The 19468-nt window shown below is 40.9% G+C and carries 11 protein-coding genes; 9 read left to right on the top strand and 2 right to left on the bottom strand.

Annotation, left to right across the window (positions count from 1 at the left end; genetic code table 11):
• The first annotated feature begins 87 nt into the window (after window positions 1-87).
• From HWE15_RS02600 to HWE15_RS02565, 9 genes are all read left to right on the top strand, one after another.
• Window positions 88-1185: a DUF4837 family protein gene (locus HWE15_RS02600; protein WP_290505937.1), complete on the top strand. Its 1098-nt coding sequence runs from the start codon at window positions 88-90 to the stop codon at window positions 1183-1185.
• A gap of 21 nt (window positions 1186-1206) precedes the next feature.
• Window positions 1207-3474 carry an NADP-dependent malic enzyme gene (locus tag HWE15_RS02595; RefSeq protein ID WP_290505936.1) on the top strand — a complete coding sequence of 756 codons (2268 nt, stop codon included), beginning with the start codon at window positions 1207-1209 and terminating at the stop codon, window positions 3472-3474.
• On the top strand, window positions 3471-4067 hold the full coding sequence (gene ruvA, locus HWE15_RS02590) for a Holliday junction branch migration protein RuvA (protein ID WP_290505935.1): 597 nt from the start codon (window positions 3471-3473) through the stop codon (window positions 4065-4067). The genes HWE15_RS02595 and ruvA overlap by 4 nt, the downstream gene beginning before the upstream one ends.
• A gap of 147 nt (window positions 4068-4214) precedes the next feature.
• Window positions 4215-11216: a cell surface protein SprA gene (gene sprA, locus HWE15_RS02585; protein ID WP_290506206.1), complete on the top strand. Its 7002-nt coding sequence runs from the start codon at window positions 4215-4217 to the stop codon at window positions 11214-11216.
• 56 nt (window positions 11217-11272) lie between these two features.
• Window positions 11273-11653 (top strand): glycine cleavage system protein GcvH, encoded by a 381-nt coding sequence (gene gcvH / locus HWE15_RS02580; protein ID WP_290505934.1) that lies wholly within the window; start codon window positions 11273-11275, stop codon window positions 11651-11653.
• Window positions 11654-11709: 56 nt separating this feature from the next.
• Entirely contained in the window at window positions 11710-12009 is a 300-nt protein-coding gene (locus HWE15_RS16045; RefSeq protein ID WP_367203750.1) for a VanZ family protein, read from the top strand.
• Window positions 12010-12096: 87 nt separating this feature from the next.
• Window positions 12097-12774, top strand: a complete 678-nt coding sequence (locus HWE15_RS02575) for an energy transducer TonB (RefSeq protein ID WP_290505933.1) — start codon at window positions 12097-12099, stop codon at window positions 12772-12774.
• Between the two features lie 156 nt (window positions 12775-12930).
• Complete coding sequence (locus HWE15_RS02570) at window positions 12931-13602, top strand: energy transducer TonB (protein WP_290505932.1); 672 nt, start codon at window positions 12931-12933, stop codon at window positions 13600-13602.
• 103 nt (window positions 13603-13705) lie between these two features.
• Entirely contained in the window at window positions 13706-15274 is a 1569-nt protein-coding gene (locus HWE15_RS02565; protein WP_290505931.1) for an amidohydrolase family protein, read from the top strand.
• On the opposite strand, the gene HWE15_RS02560 is transcribed toward HWE15_RS02565, so the two are convergent.
• Complete coding sequence (locus HWE15_RS02560; RefSeq protein ID WP_290505930.1) at window positions 15271-16152, bottom strand: YicC/YloC family endoribonuclease; 882 nt, start codon at window positions 16150-16152, stop codon at window positions 15271-15273. The genes HWE15_RS02565 and HWE15_RS02560 overlap by 4 nt on opposite strands.
• 9 nt (window positions 16153-16161) lie before the next feature.
• Window positions 16162-19458: a biopolymer transporter Tol gene (locus HWE15_RS02555; RefSeq protein ID WP_290505929.1), complete on the bottom strand. Its 3297-nt coding sequence runs from the start codon at window positions 19456-19458 to the stop codon at window positions 16162-16164.
• Window positions 19459-19468: the final 10 nt, after the last annotated feature.

Raw genomic sequence — 19468 nt, 5'->3', positions numbered from 1 at the left:
AAAACCCAAAAGTCCTAACAGGATTCAATTTTCCTATTTGAAAGTATTTACTTTAGTCTTGGCTAGAAAAACAAACCAAACAACCGAATGAAAATCCTTTCCAGAATCAGTTTCTTCATCCTTTCCTTAGCAATTTTTGCCTCCTGTGATTCAAACGGATCTTTATCTGAGAATACCAAGCCAAGAGCACGAGGCTCTATTGGCGAGATTATACTAGTCATCGACTCGGTCAAATACGCAGGACCAGTTGGAGATGCTTTACGTGATATTTTTGAATCAGACCTTCCGGGAATGATCCGCTCAGAAAGCAAATTCAAAGTCAATACCGTGGATCCTCGGGCAATGACGCGAATGCTAAAAATGTCAACTAATCTAATCTATGTAACAACTTTTGATGATAAAGGTGGAGCTAGTCAAGTGATCAATGCACAGTTTTCAAAAGAATCAAAAGAAAAAGCCCTGAATGATCCCAGCATCTACTCCCTTCGGGTTGAGGATGAATATGCCATAGGACAAGAGGTCTTGTATCTTTTTGGAAATACAGAGGAGCAACTAGTAGAAAATCTGAAGAAAAACGGTCCAAGAATTCAAAATCTTTTTGAAGTTCGGGAAAGAGGGAGATTGGAAAAAATCTTATTGGCACGTAAAAATACAGCAGCCAATGCCGAGGCAGAAAAGAATATTGGAATCCAGGTAAATGTGCCGGCATCTTATCAAATTGCAAAGTCTGTACCTGGCTTTTTATGGCTTCGACAGCCCACACCATCAGGAAACCGACCGGATATCAGCTTATTTTTTCATGTGGAAGATTATGTGTCTGAAGAGCAAACATTTCCAGAGAATATCCTGACTCTCAGAGACTCAATCACCAAAAATCACATTTTTGGTGATCCTGAAGTTCCGAACTCTTATGTCGTAACTGAAAAACAAATTCCTCCGGCTTTCCGAAACATGGTTATAAATGATAATTTTACAACCGAAATCAGGGCTTCCTGGAGGACCAACAACGTGACCATGGGTGGAACCTACTTAGGTTACCTCATGGTGGATGAGAAAAAAGGAAAACTCTATTACATCGAAGGATTCGTCTACTATCCGAATGAAGTTCATCGGGATGCCCTTCGAGAAATTGAGACCATTTTACTCAATACGGACGTGAGTTGGGTTCCTGACCAAGGGAGCTAAACCCAACTTAACGTAGCTTTTATGGCCATTAAAATTCGGAAAGAAGACGCCCTCAATTATCACACACAGGGCTCACCTGGAAAAATTGAAGTTATTCCGTCCAAACCCCTTTCCAGTCAAATGGATTTGGCATTGGCTTACTCACCAGGAGTAGCCGAACCCTGTAAGGAAATCGAAGCCGATCAGGAAAATGTTTACAAATACACCGCAAAAGGAAACTTGGTCGCGGTCATTTCAAACGGTACGGCCGTTTTGGGACTTGGAGATATCGGTCCTGAGGCTTCCAAGCCTGTCATGGAGGGGAAAGGCGTCCTTTTTAAAAAATTCGCAGGAATTGATGTCTTTGACATTGAAATCAACGAAAAAGACCCTAAAAAACTAATCGAGATTATCAAATCCCTAGAGCCAACCTTTGGGGGTGTTAATTTGGAGGATATCAAAGCTCCAGAGTGTTTCGAAATTGAGCAAACACTCAAGCGGGAAATGAATATCCCCGTAATGCATGATGATCAACACGGCACAGCGATTATCTCAGGCGCTGCACTTTTGAATGCCCTTGAATTAGTTGAGAAAAATATTTCCGACATCAAGTTGGTTGTAAATGGAGCCGGCGCTTCTGCTGTTTCCTGTACACGCTTCTACATGTCACTAGGTGTTAAGCCTGAGAATGTTGTCATGTGTGACAAGGAAGGTGTAATCCGTAAAGACAGGAAACATTTGGATCCTGTCAAAGCTGAATTTGCTACGGATCGAGATATTCATACACTTACTGAGGCTTTGAATGGCGCGGATGTATTTTTAGGTCTTTCTGCAGGAAATGTAGTTTCCCAAGAACAGATCAAAGCCATGGCACCAAACCCCATTGTTTTTGCCCTTGCCAATCCAGATCCAGAAATCGCTTATGATTTGGCAATTGAGGCTAGGGAGGATTTGATTATGGCTACTGGACGATCTGATCATCCTAACCAAGTAAACAATGTCTTAGGATTCCCATACATCTTTAGAGGAGCTTTAGATGTACGTGCCACAGCCATCAATGAAGACATGAAGTTGGCAGCTGCAAAAGCAATCGCTAAGCTGGCCAAAGAACCTGTTCCTGATATTGTAACCAAAGCTTATGGTGAAAGCAATTTAGGTTTTGGACGATTCTATCTTATCCCTAAGCCTTTAGACCCTAGATTGATTACCACAATCGCTCCTGCCGTAGCAAAAGCTGCAATTGATTCTGGAGTGGCTAGACATACCATTTCTGATTGGGATGCATATGAGTTAGAACTTCAAGAGCGAATCGGTATTGATCAGCGCTTGATGTCAGTAGTCATCGCTCGAGCTAAAAAAGATCCAAAGCGAGTAGTATTTGCGGAAGCTGATAACCGTAAAATCTTGAAAGCTGCTCAAATTATCCGAGATGAAAAAATTGCTCACCCAATCCTTTTAGGAAATAAAGAGAAAATCTTAGCTCTTATCCAAGAAAGCTCCTTGGATCTTGAGAATGTCACCATCATCGATCCGCAAGAGGAAACAGAACAGCTTGATCGTTTTGCCAAAATTCTCTTTGACAAACGCAAGCGAAAAGGCATGACTCCCGTGGATGCCTCCAGACTGGTTACTCAGCGAAATTACTTTGGCGCCATGATGGTAGAAGCGGGACTTGCAGATGCCTTTATTTCAGGATTGACTCGGGATTATCCAAAAACAATCCTTCCGACACTTCATACAATTGGAGTGAAACCAGGAGCCAAGCGAGTTGCCGGTATGTACATCATGAATACCGACAAAGGACCTTTCTTCTTTGCAGATACCACTGTTAATTTAAATCCTACAGCTGAAGAATTAGTCGACATTATTGGGCTTACTGCCGATGCTGTCAAATTCTTTAATGTAGAACCTAGAGTGGCTATGCTTTCCTACTCAAATTTCGGATCTGCAAAAGGGGATATTCCTGCTAAAATGGCCAAGGCAACTGCCATGGCAAAAGAGCGATTCCCAGGTTTGGTAATTGAGGGAGAAATGCAAGCAAATGTTGCTTTAAATGATGAAATTCAACGCGAAGTCTATCCTTTCTCTGAATTGATCAACAAGAGAGCAAACACCTTGATCTTCCCTGATCTTGCCTCTGGAAATATTGCTTATAAGTTGCTTTCTGAAATAGGAAACTCTGAAGCAATCGGACCAATTCTTCTAGGTATGAACAAGCCTGTTCACATCCTTCAATTGGGTAGTTCAATCCGTGAAATTGTGAATATGGTTGCTATCGCTGTTGTTGACGCTCAAACAGCTTCTTCATGATCGCCTATCTACAGGGAAAATTAGCTTTCAAAGACCCCACTTATGTCATCATTGATGTAGGAGGAATAGGTTATGAAGTGAAAATTTCCCTTCAGACTTACAGCAAAATCAAGGATGAGGAGTCGATTCGACTCCTCACCTACCTCCACATCAAAGAAGACGCCCACACACTTTACGGCTTCAAGGAAGAGGACGAAAAACACCTTTTTTTACTTTTGATCAGCATCAATGGTGTTGGCCCGAACACAGGATTAATGATCCTTTCTTCTTTAAGCACCTCAGAAATTGAAGAAGCAATTTTAGGTGGGGATGTAAACACCATCAAACAAGTAAAAGGCATTGGACTCAAGACTGCGCAGCGAGTCATTTTGGAGTTAAAGGACAAGATTGGAAAATCAGGCGCATCCGAAAGTATTCAACCACTCGGATTCTTAAAATCAAGCAATAAAATCCGAGAAGAGGCGTTAAAAGCCTTAATTACGCTTGGTTTTCCTAAAGCCGCCGCAGAAAAGAATATTGATGCAGTTCTCAAAAAAACCAAGGGAGAAATTTCTTTAGAAGATTTAATTAAAGCATCTTTAAAGACATCATAATTTAAACTTGGATTGAACTTTCGTACGATACTGACTTTTTGCAGGGGGAAAGCGCTGGGTACAATTTGCTTCATCCTGTTTGGATTGTTTGTTGGTTTTGCGGATGCATATAGCCAACAGACTCGTACAGATTCTACCCAAACGAAAATAGACTCCCTGAATCAACGAAGGCTAGCCCCTTCTTTTTTGCTGTGGCAAAATCAGCGAACGAATCCGCTTTACCCCTTAGGAAATCCTTTTTTAAATGTTTATTCTCCTTTTTTTCCTAGATCCCTATTTGATCGATCAGTTCAGGTCAAAATAGATTCCACTTCACAGCTTCGTTATAATATTTTCGATGAAATGGATAGCTCCCAAGTGGGGACTGGGCAAGAGTACGATTTTGAAGAATTTTCCCAAATCCAAGAATATAAAGTCCGTCAAGAGTATTGGCGAAATAGAGCGCGCGGAGGAGATGGGGAAAGTGCAGTTGAAGGTCGTGGATTAGTACCTCCATTGACCGTCAGCCCTAATTTTGACAGAATTTTCGGAGGGTCAGATATTAATATCCAACCTACTGGATATGTAAATCTGGACTTTGGGGCGATTTTCCGAAGAGTTGACAATCCAACCCTTCCGATCCGTCAACAGCGAAATGGCGGCTTCAACTTCAACCAACAAATCCAAATGGCAGTCAATGGCTCCTTGGGTGAAAAAATGAAAATCGCGGCCAATTTTGATTCCAACAATTCCTTTGATTTTCAAAACCAGCTCAAACTTGAATTTGATGGATTTGAGGAAGACATCATTCAATCCATTGAGATTGGAAATGTATCCATGCCGGTTCAAAACCGCTTGATTCAAGGTGCTCAGAACCTTTTTGGAGTCAAGACGCAAATGCAGTTTGGAAAATTAAATGTAACTGCGGTAGCTTCTACCCAACGTGGCAGAAGGGATAATCTACAGATTGATGCAAACGGACAAGGCAGAACCTTCGAGATTCAAGCATCAAATTATGACGAAAATCGGCATTTCTTCCTTTCCCATTTTTTCAGAGACAATTATGAACGTTGGTTACGTGGGCTTCCACAGGTTCTTTCTGGAGTCAATGTAACCCGGATCGAGGTCTACGTCATGAACCGAGCTGCAAATACAGAGACACTTCGGAATTTTGCAGCATTCATGGATCTAGGGGAAGGACGAGTTCTTCTAAATCCAACAAATCCCAACATTGGCCCTGCTGATCCCAATGCACCTACAGGAAATAGCGCCAATCAGTTATACAATTCAATTTCTCAAAATCCAGCTTTCCGACCTTTTGACACCGGATCTAGAGCCATGGAAAGTAGTTTAGGAATCCGAAAAGGTATTGATTTCGAGCAAATCAATGGCGCTCGAAAGCTAGACCAAACCGAGTTCTTCTTTAACGCACAATTGGGATATATTTCCTTATTCAGAAGATTACAGAATGACGAGGTATTGGCGGTTTCCTATGAGTACACCTACAATGGACAGGTTTATAAAGTAGGGGAATTGACCGAAGACTATCAAAACCGTCCTGAAGATGAGTTGATCTTTTTGAAGCTTTTGCGTCCGGCCCGAATTAACACGCAGGTTCCAACTTGGGACTTGATGATGAAAAACGTTTATTCCCTAAATGCAAGTCAGATCCTTCGCGAAGGATTTCAACTTCAGGTGATTTATCGGGATGACCGAACGGGCTTGGACAACCCATCCTTATTGGAGGGACAGGAAGTCAAAGATGTTCCACTTATTCGCCTTACTGGCTTGGACAACCTCAACCCTCAAAATGACCCCGCTCCTGATGGAAACTTTGACTTTGTAGAAGGCCTAACAATGGTTTCCAATCGCGGATTGTTGATTTTTCCGGTTTTGGAACCCTTTGGTTCAAATTTAGAAAAGCGCTTTTTGCCTAATGAAGGAGTATTGAAGGAAAAATACGTGTATGATACGCTCTACAGAACAACCCAAGCAGATGCAGAGCTGGTCACTCGACTAAATAAGTATTTCATTAAAGGAAGACTTACTGCTGGATCTGCAAGTGAAATTCAGCTGCCAGGCTTGAACATTTCCCCAGGTTCGGTAATCGTCACTGCTGGAAATATCCCCTTAACTGAAGGAGTAGATTTTACAATAGACTACAATGTCGGAAGGCTAGTCATCATCAATGATGCAATCTTACAGTCCGGAAAACAGATCAACGTGAGTTTTGAAAAAGCCGACTTAGTTTCTTTTCAAACTCGAAGTCTATTAGGCACCCGGCTAGACTATCTATTTAGCGATAAATTCAATTTAGGTGGCACTTTCCTTTACCTGAATGAGCGCCCCAATGTTACTCGAATTGCAACAGGAAGTGAAACAATTAGAAACAGCCTTTGGGGATTAGATGCCAACTATTCAGATGAATCCAGATGGCTTACGAAATTGGCAGATGCCCTTCCTTTCACCAATACCAAAGAAGTCTCTCAGGTACAAATCAGCGGAGAGTTTGCCCATTTAATCCCCGGAACTTCCAATAGGGTGAATGGAGAAGGAGCCTCTTACATCGATGATTTTGAAGCTGCCATCACCCCTTTCAACCTTGGAGGAGCTGCCAACCAAAATTGGAAACTTGGGTCCACACCGCAAACCCCAGATAATCGCTTTGACCTCAGTATGCAAACAGAGGACAATTTGGGAGCAACTTATCGAAGAGCCCGAGTAGCCTGGTATAATATTGATAATATTTTCTATCGGGAAAGCGGGCCTGGAGTTCCTCCCAATATTACCCGAGAGGATAGACAAAACCACTATGTTCGTCGTGTAGTCCCTCAAGAGATTTTTCCTCAACAGGACCGGGATGTAATCATCACTCCAGAACCTTTATTCGAATTAGCCTATTTCCCTTCGGAGCGGGGGATGTATAATTATAACCCGAATCTTCGTCAGGATGGCCTTTTACCCAATCCTAGACTCAACTACGGAGGAGTTACAAGAGCAATAACCACCGAGGTGGATTTCGATCGAACCAATATCGAATATTTAGAATTCTGGTTGTTAGATCCATTTATCGGTGGAGAAAATGGTCGGGTGCTTGACGGTATTTTCAACCAAAACAATACCACAGGAGGTAAACTATTTTTCAACCTTGGAGATATTTCCGAGGATGTAATGAAAGATGGAAGTCATGCATTTGAAAATGGTCTCCCAGCCGATGGAGATCCTGCCGAGACACGGGAAAATGAATGGGGAAGAATTACGAGAGAACAATTTCTTCTGCCAGCATTTGACAACTCCGAGGCAGCTCGTGCGAATCAGGATGTAGGATTAGATGGGTTGAAAAATGATGATGAAGCAAACTTCTTTAGAAATCGATTCTTAGATCGAATTAATGTCGATCAACAAGCTCTAAACACAATCCTACAAGACGTTTCTGCGGACGCCTTCCAATATTATCTGGATGAATCATTTGACGCACAAAATGCCAAAATCCTTGAGCGCTATAAGAAATTCAATGGACAGGAAGGGAACTCCCCTGTAGAGCCTAACGTCAATCTTTCCTTTACCCCATCGGGCACAAATATTCCTGACAACGAAGATCTTAACACAGACAATACCATCAATGAGCTTGAGAATTATTATGAGTATGAAATAGATCTTCGTCCTGATAATTTGGTAGTGGGTCAAAATTACATTGTAGATAAAGTCACTGCGAACGTTGGAGGGGAATCTGTCAATTGGTACCTCTTTAGGATTCCAGTCAGACAACCGGATCGAATTCAAGGGAATATCAACGGCTTTAAATCTATTCGATGGATTCGAACGTATCTGACTGATTTCGAACAACCAGTAGTGCTACGAATGGCTAATTTCCGAATGATTGGTAGCCAATGGCGCGTATTCCAAGAGTCTCTTTTCGAAAGAGGATTCTTCGAAATTCCAGAGCCGGACAACTCAAATGTAACAGTGGATGTAGTCGGAATCGAAGAAAACTCGCAAGGAAGCGATACTCAAAGCCCTTATGTACTTCCTCCAGGAATAAACCGGGATCGGGATAATACGTCGACTGTAGAACGAAGACTAAATGAACAGTCTCTCCGGGTTTGTGTTGAGGATTTAGCCGCTCGGGATGCTCGTGCTGTATTTAAAAACCTAACCCTTGATTTAGTCCAATTTGAACGAATCAAGATGTTTTTCCATGCAGATAGTGAAGATGCCCTTGATGGAGAAATCACCGCATTCTTAAGATTAGGAACAGACTACACCGACAACTATTATGAGATAGAAGTTCCTTTGATCATTACACCAAAAGGTACCCGGGACCCTAGACAAATCTGGCCTCTGGAAAATGAAATAGATATTGCGATTCAAGAAATCGTATCTGTTAAAACAGACCGTGATAATCAGGGACTCCCTTTGAATCTTCCATTCTCTAAATCTATCAGACAATATAAAGTAACGGTTGTTGGGCGACCTGAGCTAAATCAAACTCAAGGAGCAATGATCGGGGTGCGAAATCCCGGAACAGGTGCTGGTGGAAGTCGCAGTGTTTGTATTTGGGCCAATGAACTTCGAGTTACAGGCCAAAATGAATCAAATGGCTGGGCAGCCAATGCATTTATGAATGCTAAAATTGCGGATCTGGCAGTTGTTTCAGCATCAATTCGCCACAATTCCATTGGTTTTGGAGGTTTGGAGACAAGGCTTTCTCAACGAACCCGAGAAGCAACTACCCAATATGATATTTCTACCAATATCAAAGCTGATAAATTATTGCCTGAAGAATTGGGTGTAAGTATCCCGGTATACTTGAGTGTTGAAAATTCAAATACCAGACCTGAATTTGACCCTCTGAATCCGGATGTTCCATTTGAAGTAGCCCTTCAGAAGTTTGAAACCGATCAGGAGCGGGATGCTTATCAATCGATCGCACAAGATCAACTGAGCCGAAAAAATATCAGTTTAAACAACGTCCGGAAAATCAAAACCAATCCGGAGGCACCGGATCGATTCTATGACTTGAGCAATTTTGCCTTCTCCTATGCTGTAGGGACTGTTACCCAAACGAATGCACAAATCGAGCGGTATGAATTCAAAACTAATCGGGGAAATATTACCTACAGTTTTGCTCCGAAGCCTTTGACATTTGAACCATTCAAAAATTCAGAGGGCATGTCTTCGCCATATCTGAAACTGATTAAGGATTTCAACCTGAACTTTGCCCCGACGCAGCTTTTGGCTCGCGTGGATGTGGACCGGAAATTCCTTCGATCTCAATATCGAAATGATCAGCTTTCAACGAGCGGGGTTGATCCACTTTTTCAAAAATCCTTCTTCATGAACCGATTCTACACCTTGAATTGGGATTTGAGCAAAAACCTTCGGGTGGATTATAGTGCATCCGTAATGGCTGTGGTAGATGAACCCCAAGGAGATTTAGATACCCAAGAAAAAATTGATTCGGTACGGACCAATTTCTGGAATTTTGGCAGGCGAACGAATTACAATCACAATGTAAACTTGAACTACACCATTCCATTTGACAAAGTGCCTCTAGTCAATTGGATACGGGCGGATTACCGCTACAATACCACCTATACCTGGATGACTGGGGCTATCGGACAACGGGATACTTTAGGAAATGTAATTCAAAATACGAGAGAACAAACTATAAGCGGAAAGCTTGACCTGATTCGTCTTTACAACAAAAACAAAAAACTGGAGGCTTTAAATGCTCCAAGAAGACCAAGTATTCCAGGCCGAAACACAACATCTGCAGAAGACACCATTGGAAATCCATTTAGCAACAAGCTTTTGAAGTTTTTGATGTCAGTAAAAGAAATCACATTTAATTATGGATTAACGGAAGGAACATTCTTGCCTGGCTATTTACCAAATACAGGACTTTTAGGAATGGATCGAGCCTTTACTAATCCTGGCCTTGCCTTCATTTTTGGAAGTCAGGATCCCCAAATTCGAAATGAATTGGCTGCTCGTGGACTAATGGCTCCAAGTGCCGAACTAACGCAGCCATTTGAGCAAAATCGAGCTATGAATTTGAGATTAGGTGCTTTGGTGGAGCCATTCCGCGATTTCCGAATCACCCTGAATGCCGAAAAACGGGAAGTGGGCAGATACCAGGAAATTTTCAGAAACTCTGCGGATAATCCTGGAGAATACCTATCCATAAGCCCACTTCGAAATAACAGTGCCTATTCCATAACTACTATTTTGCTTGGGACAAGCTTCTCAAGGGATGATGCGGAAAATAACTCACCATTATTCCAGGACTTTGAAAACAATCGTGCGATCATCAAAGACAGACTTGATGCCCTAAATCCCAATTCGGGAGAATACTCCATCAATGGACAAGATGTATTGGTTCCTGCATTTTTAGCTGCTTATCGGGGACAAGATGCTGGAGATATGAATTTGAATCCTTTTCCAAAAACCCCTTTACCAAATTGGAGAATTGATTACTCAGGTCTTTCCAGAATCAAAGGCCTGAGCGATGTCTTTACCAGCATCAACATCTCCCATTCCTACACTTCCACCTATGATGCAAGTAATTTCTCCAACTCCCTCCAATATCAACAAGGATTGGAGCTTTACAATACCTTGCAAAACCGTCAATTCCCAAATGAAATCAATGATGAAGGACAGTTTATCCCAATCTACGTCCTTAATCAAGTTGTTCTTTCCGAACGGTTTTCTCCATTGATTGGGCTTGACTTAATGACCAAAGGAAGGCTCAATGTGGCAGTCAATTATAACAAAGAGCGAAACTTGGGGCTCAATTTTTCCAATGCCCAAGTCACCGAACAGAAAAGCAATGATTTCGGATTAAATATTGCATTTACCAAAGCGGGCGTTAGAATTCCATTCAAAATCCAAGGAAGAGAAACCATTCTGAAAAATGATCTCCAATTACGAATGGATATGAAAATTGTCGACACCCAACAGGTTCAGCGAAAAATTGAAGAAGGAAGTACTGTGACAAATGGAAACCTTAATATTCAGATTCGACCAACCATTGGTTATGTAATCAATCAAAACCTGAATTTGACGATTTATTTTGACCGAACCATCAATGATCCACGCGTGACAACTGCCTTCAAACGAGCTTCTACCTCCTTTGGTGGACAACTTCGATTTAATTTATCACAATAGATTTTTTCCAATTAGGAATCGTCTTATTTTTGGAGACCTTAATCAATCATCATAACATGAATTTCCCAGGAGAATTAAAGTACACCAAAGACCATGAGTGGGTGCGTATCGAAGGAGATACTGCCACGGTAGGTATTACAGAATTTGCCCAAGGCGAATTGGGTGACATCGTTTATGTCGAAGTCGAGACCGTAGGCGAAACCATAGAAGCCGGAGAAGTCTTTGGAACTGTGGAGGCGGTGAAAACAGTATCCGACCTTTTCATGCCCATTTCAGGTGAGATCATTGAGTTTAACGAAGAACTAGAGAGCTCTCCAGAACTCGTTAACGAATCGCCGTATGAAGAAGGCTGGATGATCAAAATCAAAATTGACGGAGACCTTCCTGCTGATTTGTTGTCTGCAGAAAGTTATGCAGAATTGGTAGGGAAAAATTAAGTAGCCAATTGCGGATTGTTCTTGGAATTACTTGGCTGATCATTTTGGGATTCGCAATGCTCACACCTGGTGACCGTTTACCCGAAATTGATGCATTTGATTTTCAAGATAAATTCATTCACACGATTTGTTTTTTCATCCTATCCTATCTCTGGATCGGAATTAACTCTAAGCTTAGTCTTAGTCACAAAAAACAAATCAACCGGCTCATTTTCATACCTTTAGTACTTATTCCATCCGTCGCTTTTGAGATTATACAGCTTTGGGTCCCCAATCGATCCTTCGAATTATGGGATTTAGCATTTAATCAACTCGGAGTCTGGTTGGCCGTCTTTGGATATTTTAAGATTCAGTGATGTTAAATCATTTGCAATAATCTTTGGAAATCCTTAGACTTGTTAGATAAATAGTATCAAATTAACCTATCATAAATCAAATACGCTATGGAAGCAAAAAAGACCCCAAGCGCTGACTTAACCAGAACTTCAGGAATGTTCCTGAATTTGGGTTTGGCAGTTGCTGTAGGTGCTGTCCTAGTGGCCTTTGAATGGAGATCGTTCGATGATGGAGCCCTTAAGGATCTTGGAATGGCGGACGACAACTTTGAGGAGCTACTGGATATTCCAATCACCGAACAACCACCACCACCACCGCCACCACCAGTCGAGCAACCAATCATTCAAGAAATTCCTGATGAAATCGAGATTGAGGAAAAGATTGAAGTTAATTTCGACGTAAACGTGGAAGAAGAAACTGTCATTGAAGAGGTAGTTATTGCTGAAGCTCCAGTGGAAGAAAAAGCAGACGAAATTTTTGATGTGGTAGAAACTCAGCCTCAACCACCAGGCGGAATGTCAGGTTGGAATGAATACCTTAGAAAGAACTTGAAATACCCTACTCAAGCACGTCGAATGGGTATTGAAGGAACTGTAATCGTAGTATTCGTTATTAACACCGATGGTTCAATCCAAGACGTTGAAGTACTTCGTGGAATCGGAGGAGGTTGTGATGAAGAAGCTGTTAAAGTTGTTCAAGATGCTCCTAAATGGGAACCTGGTAAGCAAAGAGGACGTCCAGTACGTACTCGAATGAGATTGCCAATCCGATTCAAATTGAGCTAATCGAACCAAACCATATAACAAAGCCCGAATAATTATTCGGGCTTTTTTTATGACTTGCTTTTAAAACTTTTAACATAGTTAAAGTCAGTTATTTAACTAGATATCAACTAGTTATTGGGTAATTTCTGGTATCGTTTCAATTAAACCTCATAAATCATGGAAACCAAGAAAAACCCAAAAGCAGATCTACAAAAATGGTCTTCGACCCTTTTTAATCTAGGTTTAGCAATTAGTATCGGTCTTTGTCTTTTTGCCTTTGAATGGAAATCTTATTCAGACTCCCCTATCAAAGAGATTAATAAAGAATCAGAAATTTGGGACATTCCTGACATTCCAAATACTTTTCAAACCCCACCTCCACCGGCAATTCAGATCCCCCCTATAATTCAGGAACAGCCTAATGAAATCAAAATTGATCCTACATTGATTTCTATTGACATCAATACAACAGAGGAAACAAAGATTCCGGAAATAATTATCTCAGATGATCCTCCTATTATTGACAAAGCTGATGAGATTATGGACTTCACGGAGGTTCAAGCTTCATTTAAAGGAGGTATGGAAGCTTGGTATGAATACTTAAGAAATAAGCTGAAATATCCCTTCCAGGCTAGAAGAATGGGAGTGGAAGGGGTCGTTTTGATCCGATTCGTGGTCAATAAAGACGGAAGTGTGCAAGATGTAGAAGTTGTTAGATCCCTGGGAGGAGGCTGCGATCAAGTAGCACAGCAAGTCGTTGAAAATTCTCCCGAATGGAATCCGGGTAAAATGGGTGGAAGACCAGTAAGATCTCGAATGGTAATTCCCATTCGATTCAAATTAAACTGATTGCATGACTAGTAAAATATTAATTCATCAAGAAAGATCCTCCACTGATAATTTTATTTGAAAGGGATCGTAGGATGATTTAAATAATGTAATTTGGGTAAGTATGAACTTGAAGAAAATTCTTACCCTTATTTTATTTCTGGCACTAGCTGCCTGCCAAACTCCAAAGTTTGATATCGTCATTCAAAATGGAACCGTCTACACAGGAGATGGTAGTAAAGGCGAGATCATGGATGTCGGGATTTCTGGAGACCGGATTACATTTTTGGGGAAATTAGGATCTTTCGAAAGCAAAGAACTAATCGATGCCTCTGGATTAGCAATATCTCCGGGATTCATTGATATGCATACGCATTTGGAACCCATTTTAGAAATGCCCTTGGCTGAATCTTTAGTAAGGCAAGGAGTCACACTTTCTTTGGGAGGTCCAGATGGCAATAGTCCCCTACCCTTGGACTCTTTTTTGGACACTTTGGAGCAAATAGAGATTGGACCTAATTTGGCTTATTTGGTTGGACATAATTCTATTCGAAGAGCCTATCTCGGAAATGTGGACCGGGGGCCTACTCAAGCAGAATTAGCTGACATGAAAGGGGAAGTGGAAAAAGCCATGGATGCAGGTGCTTTTGGAATTTCTACTGGCCTCAAGTATTTACCAGGAACATTTGCAAAACTGGATGAAGTCATTGCCCTTTCAAAAGTAGCTGCAGACAAAGGTGGAATCTATACTTCTCATCTTCGAGAAGAAGGCTTAGGTTTAATTGATGCAGTACAAGAAGCAATTCAGATTTCTAGAGATGCACAAATCCCTGTTGTGTTGACGCATCACAAGGCTATAGGTGTGAAAATGTGGGGTGCAAGTAATAAGACCCTGGCACTTGTGGATTCAGCCCGACAACTGGGTTTCGATATCATGATGGATCAATATCCCTATACAGCTAGTCACACCGGTATTAGCGTACTAATACCAAGTTGGGCACTGGAAGGAGGGAAATTCGCAGAACGAGTTGAAAATCCTACCTTAAAAGACAGCATCAAATCCGGAATTGTATTCGCTGTCTTAAATGACCGCGGAGGTAGTGATCTAAAGCGTATTCAGTTTTCTACCGTTCAGTGGGATCGAAGTTTGGAGGGGAAGACCATGTTTGATTGGCTAGTTCGAGAAGGAATAGAACCTACTGTAGAAAATGGAGCTGAATTTGTAATCAAAGCCCAATTGAATGGGGGAACCGGCACTATCTACCACGCTATGGATGAAGCAGATGTTGAGCGAATTATGCAACACCCTATGACCATGATCGGATCGGATGGAAGGCTTTCAAAACCAGGACAAGGACATCCTCATCCAAGAGCTTATGGTACATTTCCTCGGGTTTTGGGATATTATGTAAGAGAAAAGAAAATCCTAGACCTTCCTACAGCAATTCACAAAATGACCGGTTTATCTGCTGAGCGCTTAGGAATAAAAGATAGAGGGATACTTAAAGTTGGGGCTTATGCTGATATATGCGTCTTTAACCCAGAGACAATTATTGATCAGGCTACTTTTATCAACCCACACCAATACCCATTAGGGATTGAGTACGTCCTTGTCAATGGTCAATTTGCCATTAAGCAAGGAACATTTCAACAGAAAGGATATGGAAGAGTTATTCGGAAAAATCAACTTTAAAGAACATTCATCGATTGTTCTTTGATTTTCTCTAATTCATCCTTCATTAAGATGACCAATTTCTGAATCCCCGCATCATTTGCTTTGGAACCAATGGTATTGATCTCTCGACCTATTTCCTGACTGATAAATCCCAACTTTTTTCCTTGTTGGGATTCTTCTTTGAGCACTTTTAAAAAATAGTTCAGATGGGTTTCCAACCGAACCAGCTCCTCAGTAATATCCAGCTTTTCAAAGTAGTAGATCAACTCTTGCTCAAAACGATTTTTATCAAAATCATTTTCATTTATCCACTCCAAAAAGTTATTTCGAATTCTATTCTTAATTCTTTCTTTTCGTTGACCTTCTGAATTCTTGACTTCTTCCAAGGAGGAAGCAATAACTTCAATGTTTTCTTTGAGTTTTTCCAACAAAACATTCCCCTCGTCCTGACGGAATTGATCGCATTTTTGTAAAGCCTCAGTTAAAAGCTTCCGAACAAGCTCCCAATCACCATCATCCTCTTTTTCCTCGGGTGATGAATTGATGATAACAGAAGGCGCTTGCAAGGCAAGTTTGAAAAGTTCAGAATCATCAGCGCCAACTCTTTCAGCCATTTCTTCAAACTTGGCATAATAGGTTCCAAAAAGTTCCTCATTAATCGTTACTGGAATCTCAGAGGATTTTTTAGCAACAAAATCAATGGTTAGAGATACTTTTCCTCGTTCCAAAACCGATTGGACCAAGTTTCGGATTTCATGCTCCTTCTCTGAAAATTGTCTTGGGTTTCGTATTGATAAATCCAAAAACTTTGAATTGAGGGTCTTTACCTCAACATGTATTATCCTTGAATCATCTTCCCACCCGACACTTCCAAAGCCGGTCATTGATTTGATCATAATGCTTGATTAAAAATTATAGCCCAAAGTTACATAGAACTTCAAATCTTCTGTCTGATAATTTCGGATTGGTCTTGCTACGTCAAATTTCACGTAGTAATTGAGAAGAACTGTTCTTAATCCTGCACCATAGCTCTGCAACCATGGATTATTGAAATTATTCAGAGTGATTTTGAATGGAGATCCTTCGGTGTTGATGACTTCCGTATTTTGATCATTAACTCGCTCCCAGGGAGCAGAAACATCCCAAGCTGAACCAATATCATAGAACCCTACAAGCTGGAAATTACGAATAAAATTCGAGGTGATATTTCCTCTGGTGAGGTAGGAGAATAAAGGAATTCGAAGTTCAGTAGAGAAAGTAATTACCTTACTACCTCTTATTTCATCGTAATCATAGCCTCTTAAATCCACAAAATCGGCAAAAAGAATATTGGAATTTTCAACTCCAGTAGGATTTCGAACAGGCGACGCTTCCGGACGATTTGATGGAGGTTGATAGAATTCATTAAACAACCAATTGTCCATGCCCCCAACCAAATAGGTTTGCGGGTTATTTCCGAAGAATGAACCTACATATAATTTGGAAGCCAAGACGATGTTTTTATGAATTTGCTGATAATTCCTGATGTCCAAATAGAAATTGCTGAAGCTTCTTTCGGAATTATTCAACCCTTGATAGTGCATGAATCCCACCTTCCCTTTCAAGCCTATTTGAGAATAAAGACCGATTTGTTTTGTGCGATCATAAACAAATTCCGCTTTCCCTCCGACGTAATTCACATCAAACCGGTTAGACTCAGGATTGGTAGACCAAATCAAAGAATCTGGATTTAAATTGAAATATTGCGTTTTCGCTAGGAAAGGAGCTAAGGTAAAGCGACTGTTGACGTTGAACGGATAAGATATTCCTGTTTCTATTTTGGTCAAAACATACTTTTGGAAAGTAATATCTTGTTCGGAATAACGAATACTTCTTCGGTCAAACCTAGCTCTGAAATCCAATCGGCTTTTCAGATATTCATATTCAGCGAAGATATCGCCACCGGAACGAAAATCAAGCGCTACTGAAATTCCTCCCGAAAGGGAATGATTATCCAATAAATCGGTCATCTTTCCACTCATTCTCAAACCAAATCCCCTCAACGGATCTACAATAAATCGGGTATTTAGACTATTGGTGAAAAACTGAGGTTCCATCCCTCTAGGACCATATACCCGCTTTTGGAGAGACTGCCGACGAAACGCATCAAGAATATTCCCAGCTTTTCCTTCGGAAGACTGAGTTTGCTCACGATTCAACAATGGATTTGGAAGCGAATCAAAGGTGTAATTTTCGGTATTAATTCCTTTTCGATTCTGAAATTTCAGACGATCCACATTGATGGATGAAGTCGTCTTTTGAGCAATTGTATCAAGTTGGATGGGTTTCTCCTCCACCTGTGGTTTTGGTTCAGAAGCTTGTTGATCCACTCCTTTCGGTGTGGATTCTATTAATCTTCTAGCAGCTATTCGATCATTCAAGCTTTTAGCCTGCTCTAATTGGACTCTTGGAGTACTTGGCGTAAATAAATCAACCCCGGAATAATTTTGGACGATCAAAAAGCTTTCTTTCCCATCTCGGACAGAAAATGCAATCTTATTCATCCGACTATTGACATCAAATGATTCCAAACTTTTGCTGTAGCCTGTGATTTGACTGGAAATTTGATTTCCGACATTCAATCGCATCAAATTATTAATACCGCTCAAGTCACTGAGGTAAATCACTGTATTACTATTGACTCTACGGGGGCGAATATTTTTGCTAAAAGAATTGGTAAGTCGAGTCAACCGAACAGTATCTCTAACTTCAGCCATAAAGATATTATAGCTAGTCTTGAACTGATCCAAGTTTTCGAATTTCCCAGAAAGGGAATCCAATTCTTCGGAATAATTGGTAGTATAAATGATGGTAGAATCATTCAAAAACATCGGCGTAAGATCATCAAACTCATCATTTGTTAGTCTTCTACCTTGACCTCGCGTATTAAGTGTGTAAATATCGGTTTTGCCATTGGAAATGGCAGACAATACAATGTTTCTACCCGTACTATTGAAGTCCAAACTTAAAATCTGATCGATGTTTCGAAGGAAGATTTTATCCTGATTGGAGCCATCTATTGAGCGTAGCCTCAAAGTGGTCAAGCCCCGTTTGAAGGAGGCAATTGCCAAACTTGCCGAATCTTTCCATGCAATGACAGGTGCCCGGAAGTTTGGATTTTGATCTTCGTAAACAGAGCCGCCTTGGAATAGGGTACGCTCCAAGCCACTGGAAAGCTCCCGGATTTGAACCTTATATTTCCCTTGATTATTAATCACATAGGCTAAATTCAAACCGTCTGGACTAAATTTGATATCCGATATGGTTCCAATCACTCGAGGTGAGGTTTCAGCTACGGCCTGACTGGCATTAATTTCTCTAAAATTGGAATTTACCTGCTGATTGATTGTGAGGTAATATTTTTTCCAGTCTTCCAAAAAGGAATTAAAATTTAATCCTACCGTATTAGCAACCGAGTTTTCTTCATTTCGATTGATTCTGGAAAGGTTGAGAATACTGGAAATATATCGCCTTCCGTAGCGCTCTGCTATGTAATTCCAAATAGACTGTCCGACTAATGCTGATTCGATGGATTTTAAGCGAAGGATTTTGGGGGATTCGTCTTCCTTGAGGTAATGTCGGATATAGTCGTCCATTTGGCGGCTCCAACCTTTTGCCAAATACAATGAGATGCCCTCTACATACCAATCAGGAAAGCTATTGAGTAAATTGGATTGAAAGGCATCAGCCACCGAAGCTCCATAGAGCATTTCTTGAATGATGATTTTGGAAGTGGCATAAATCAAGTCTTCCTTAAAAAGGTCAACTTCACCCTTATAAGCTACTTCTGCGATCAGGCGGCTAAAGTTGGTTTGACCCTCTTCATTGAACTCTTCCTTGTTTAAATTTAAGTTGCTTTGAAGAAGTTCTTCAGGGGAGTTGTAAATGTAAATTTTAGGTTTGGTATAGGCTACATAGCCAATCATCTGAGTCAATCGCTGGAATTCAGACTCCAAAAATTCAATAGCCCTTTTGGCATTGGCTCCTCCCCGATCGTAATAATAAACCTCAAAATTATTAGAGCTGTAGAAATACCAGTCAAATTCCTGGTGCTGAAGCCTGTTTTTCCCAAATCGTTCTTGGTCAAATTGAGCAAAGGCCTGGCTCGCCCACATCAATAAGCCCAAGGAGAAAAGAATACTATGGAAATACTTCTTAAACATGCTATAACTA

Origin of the sequence: Algoriphagus sp. (assembly GCF_013373065.1) — a bacterium.
Classification (GTDB): Bacteria; Bacteroidota; Bacteroidia; order Cytophagales; family Cyclobacteriaceae; genus Algoriphagus.
Note: the sequence above shows the minus strand (reverse complement) of the source record. Positions and strands in the feature narration are given on the sequence as shown.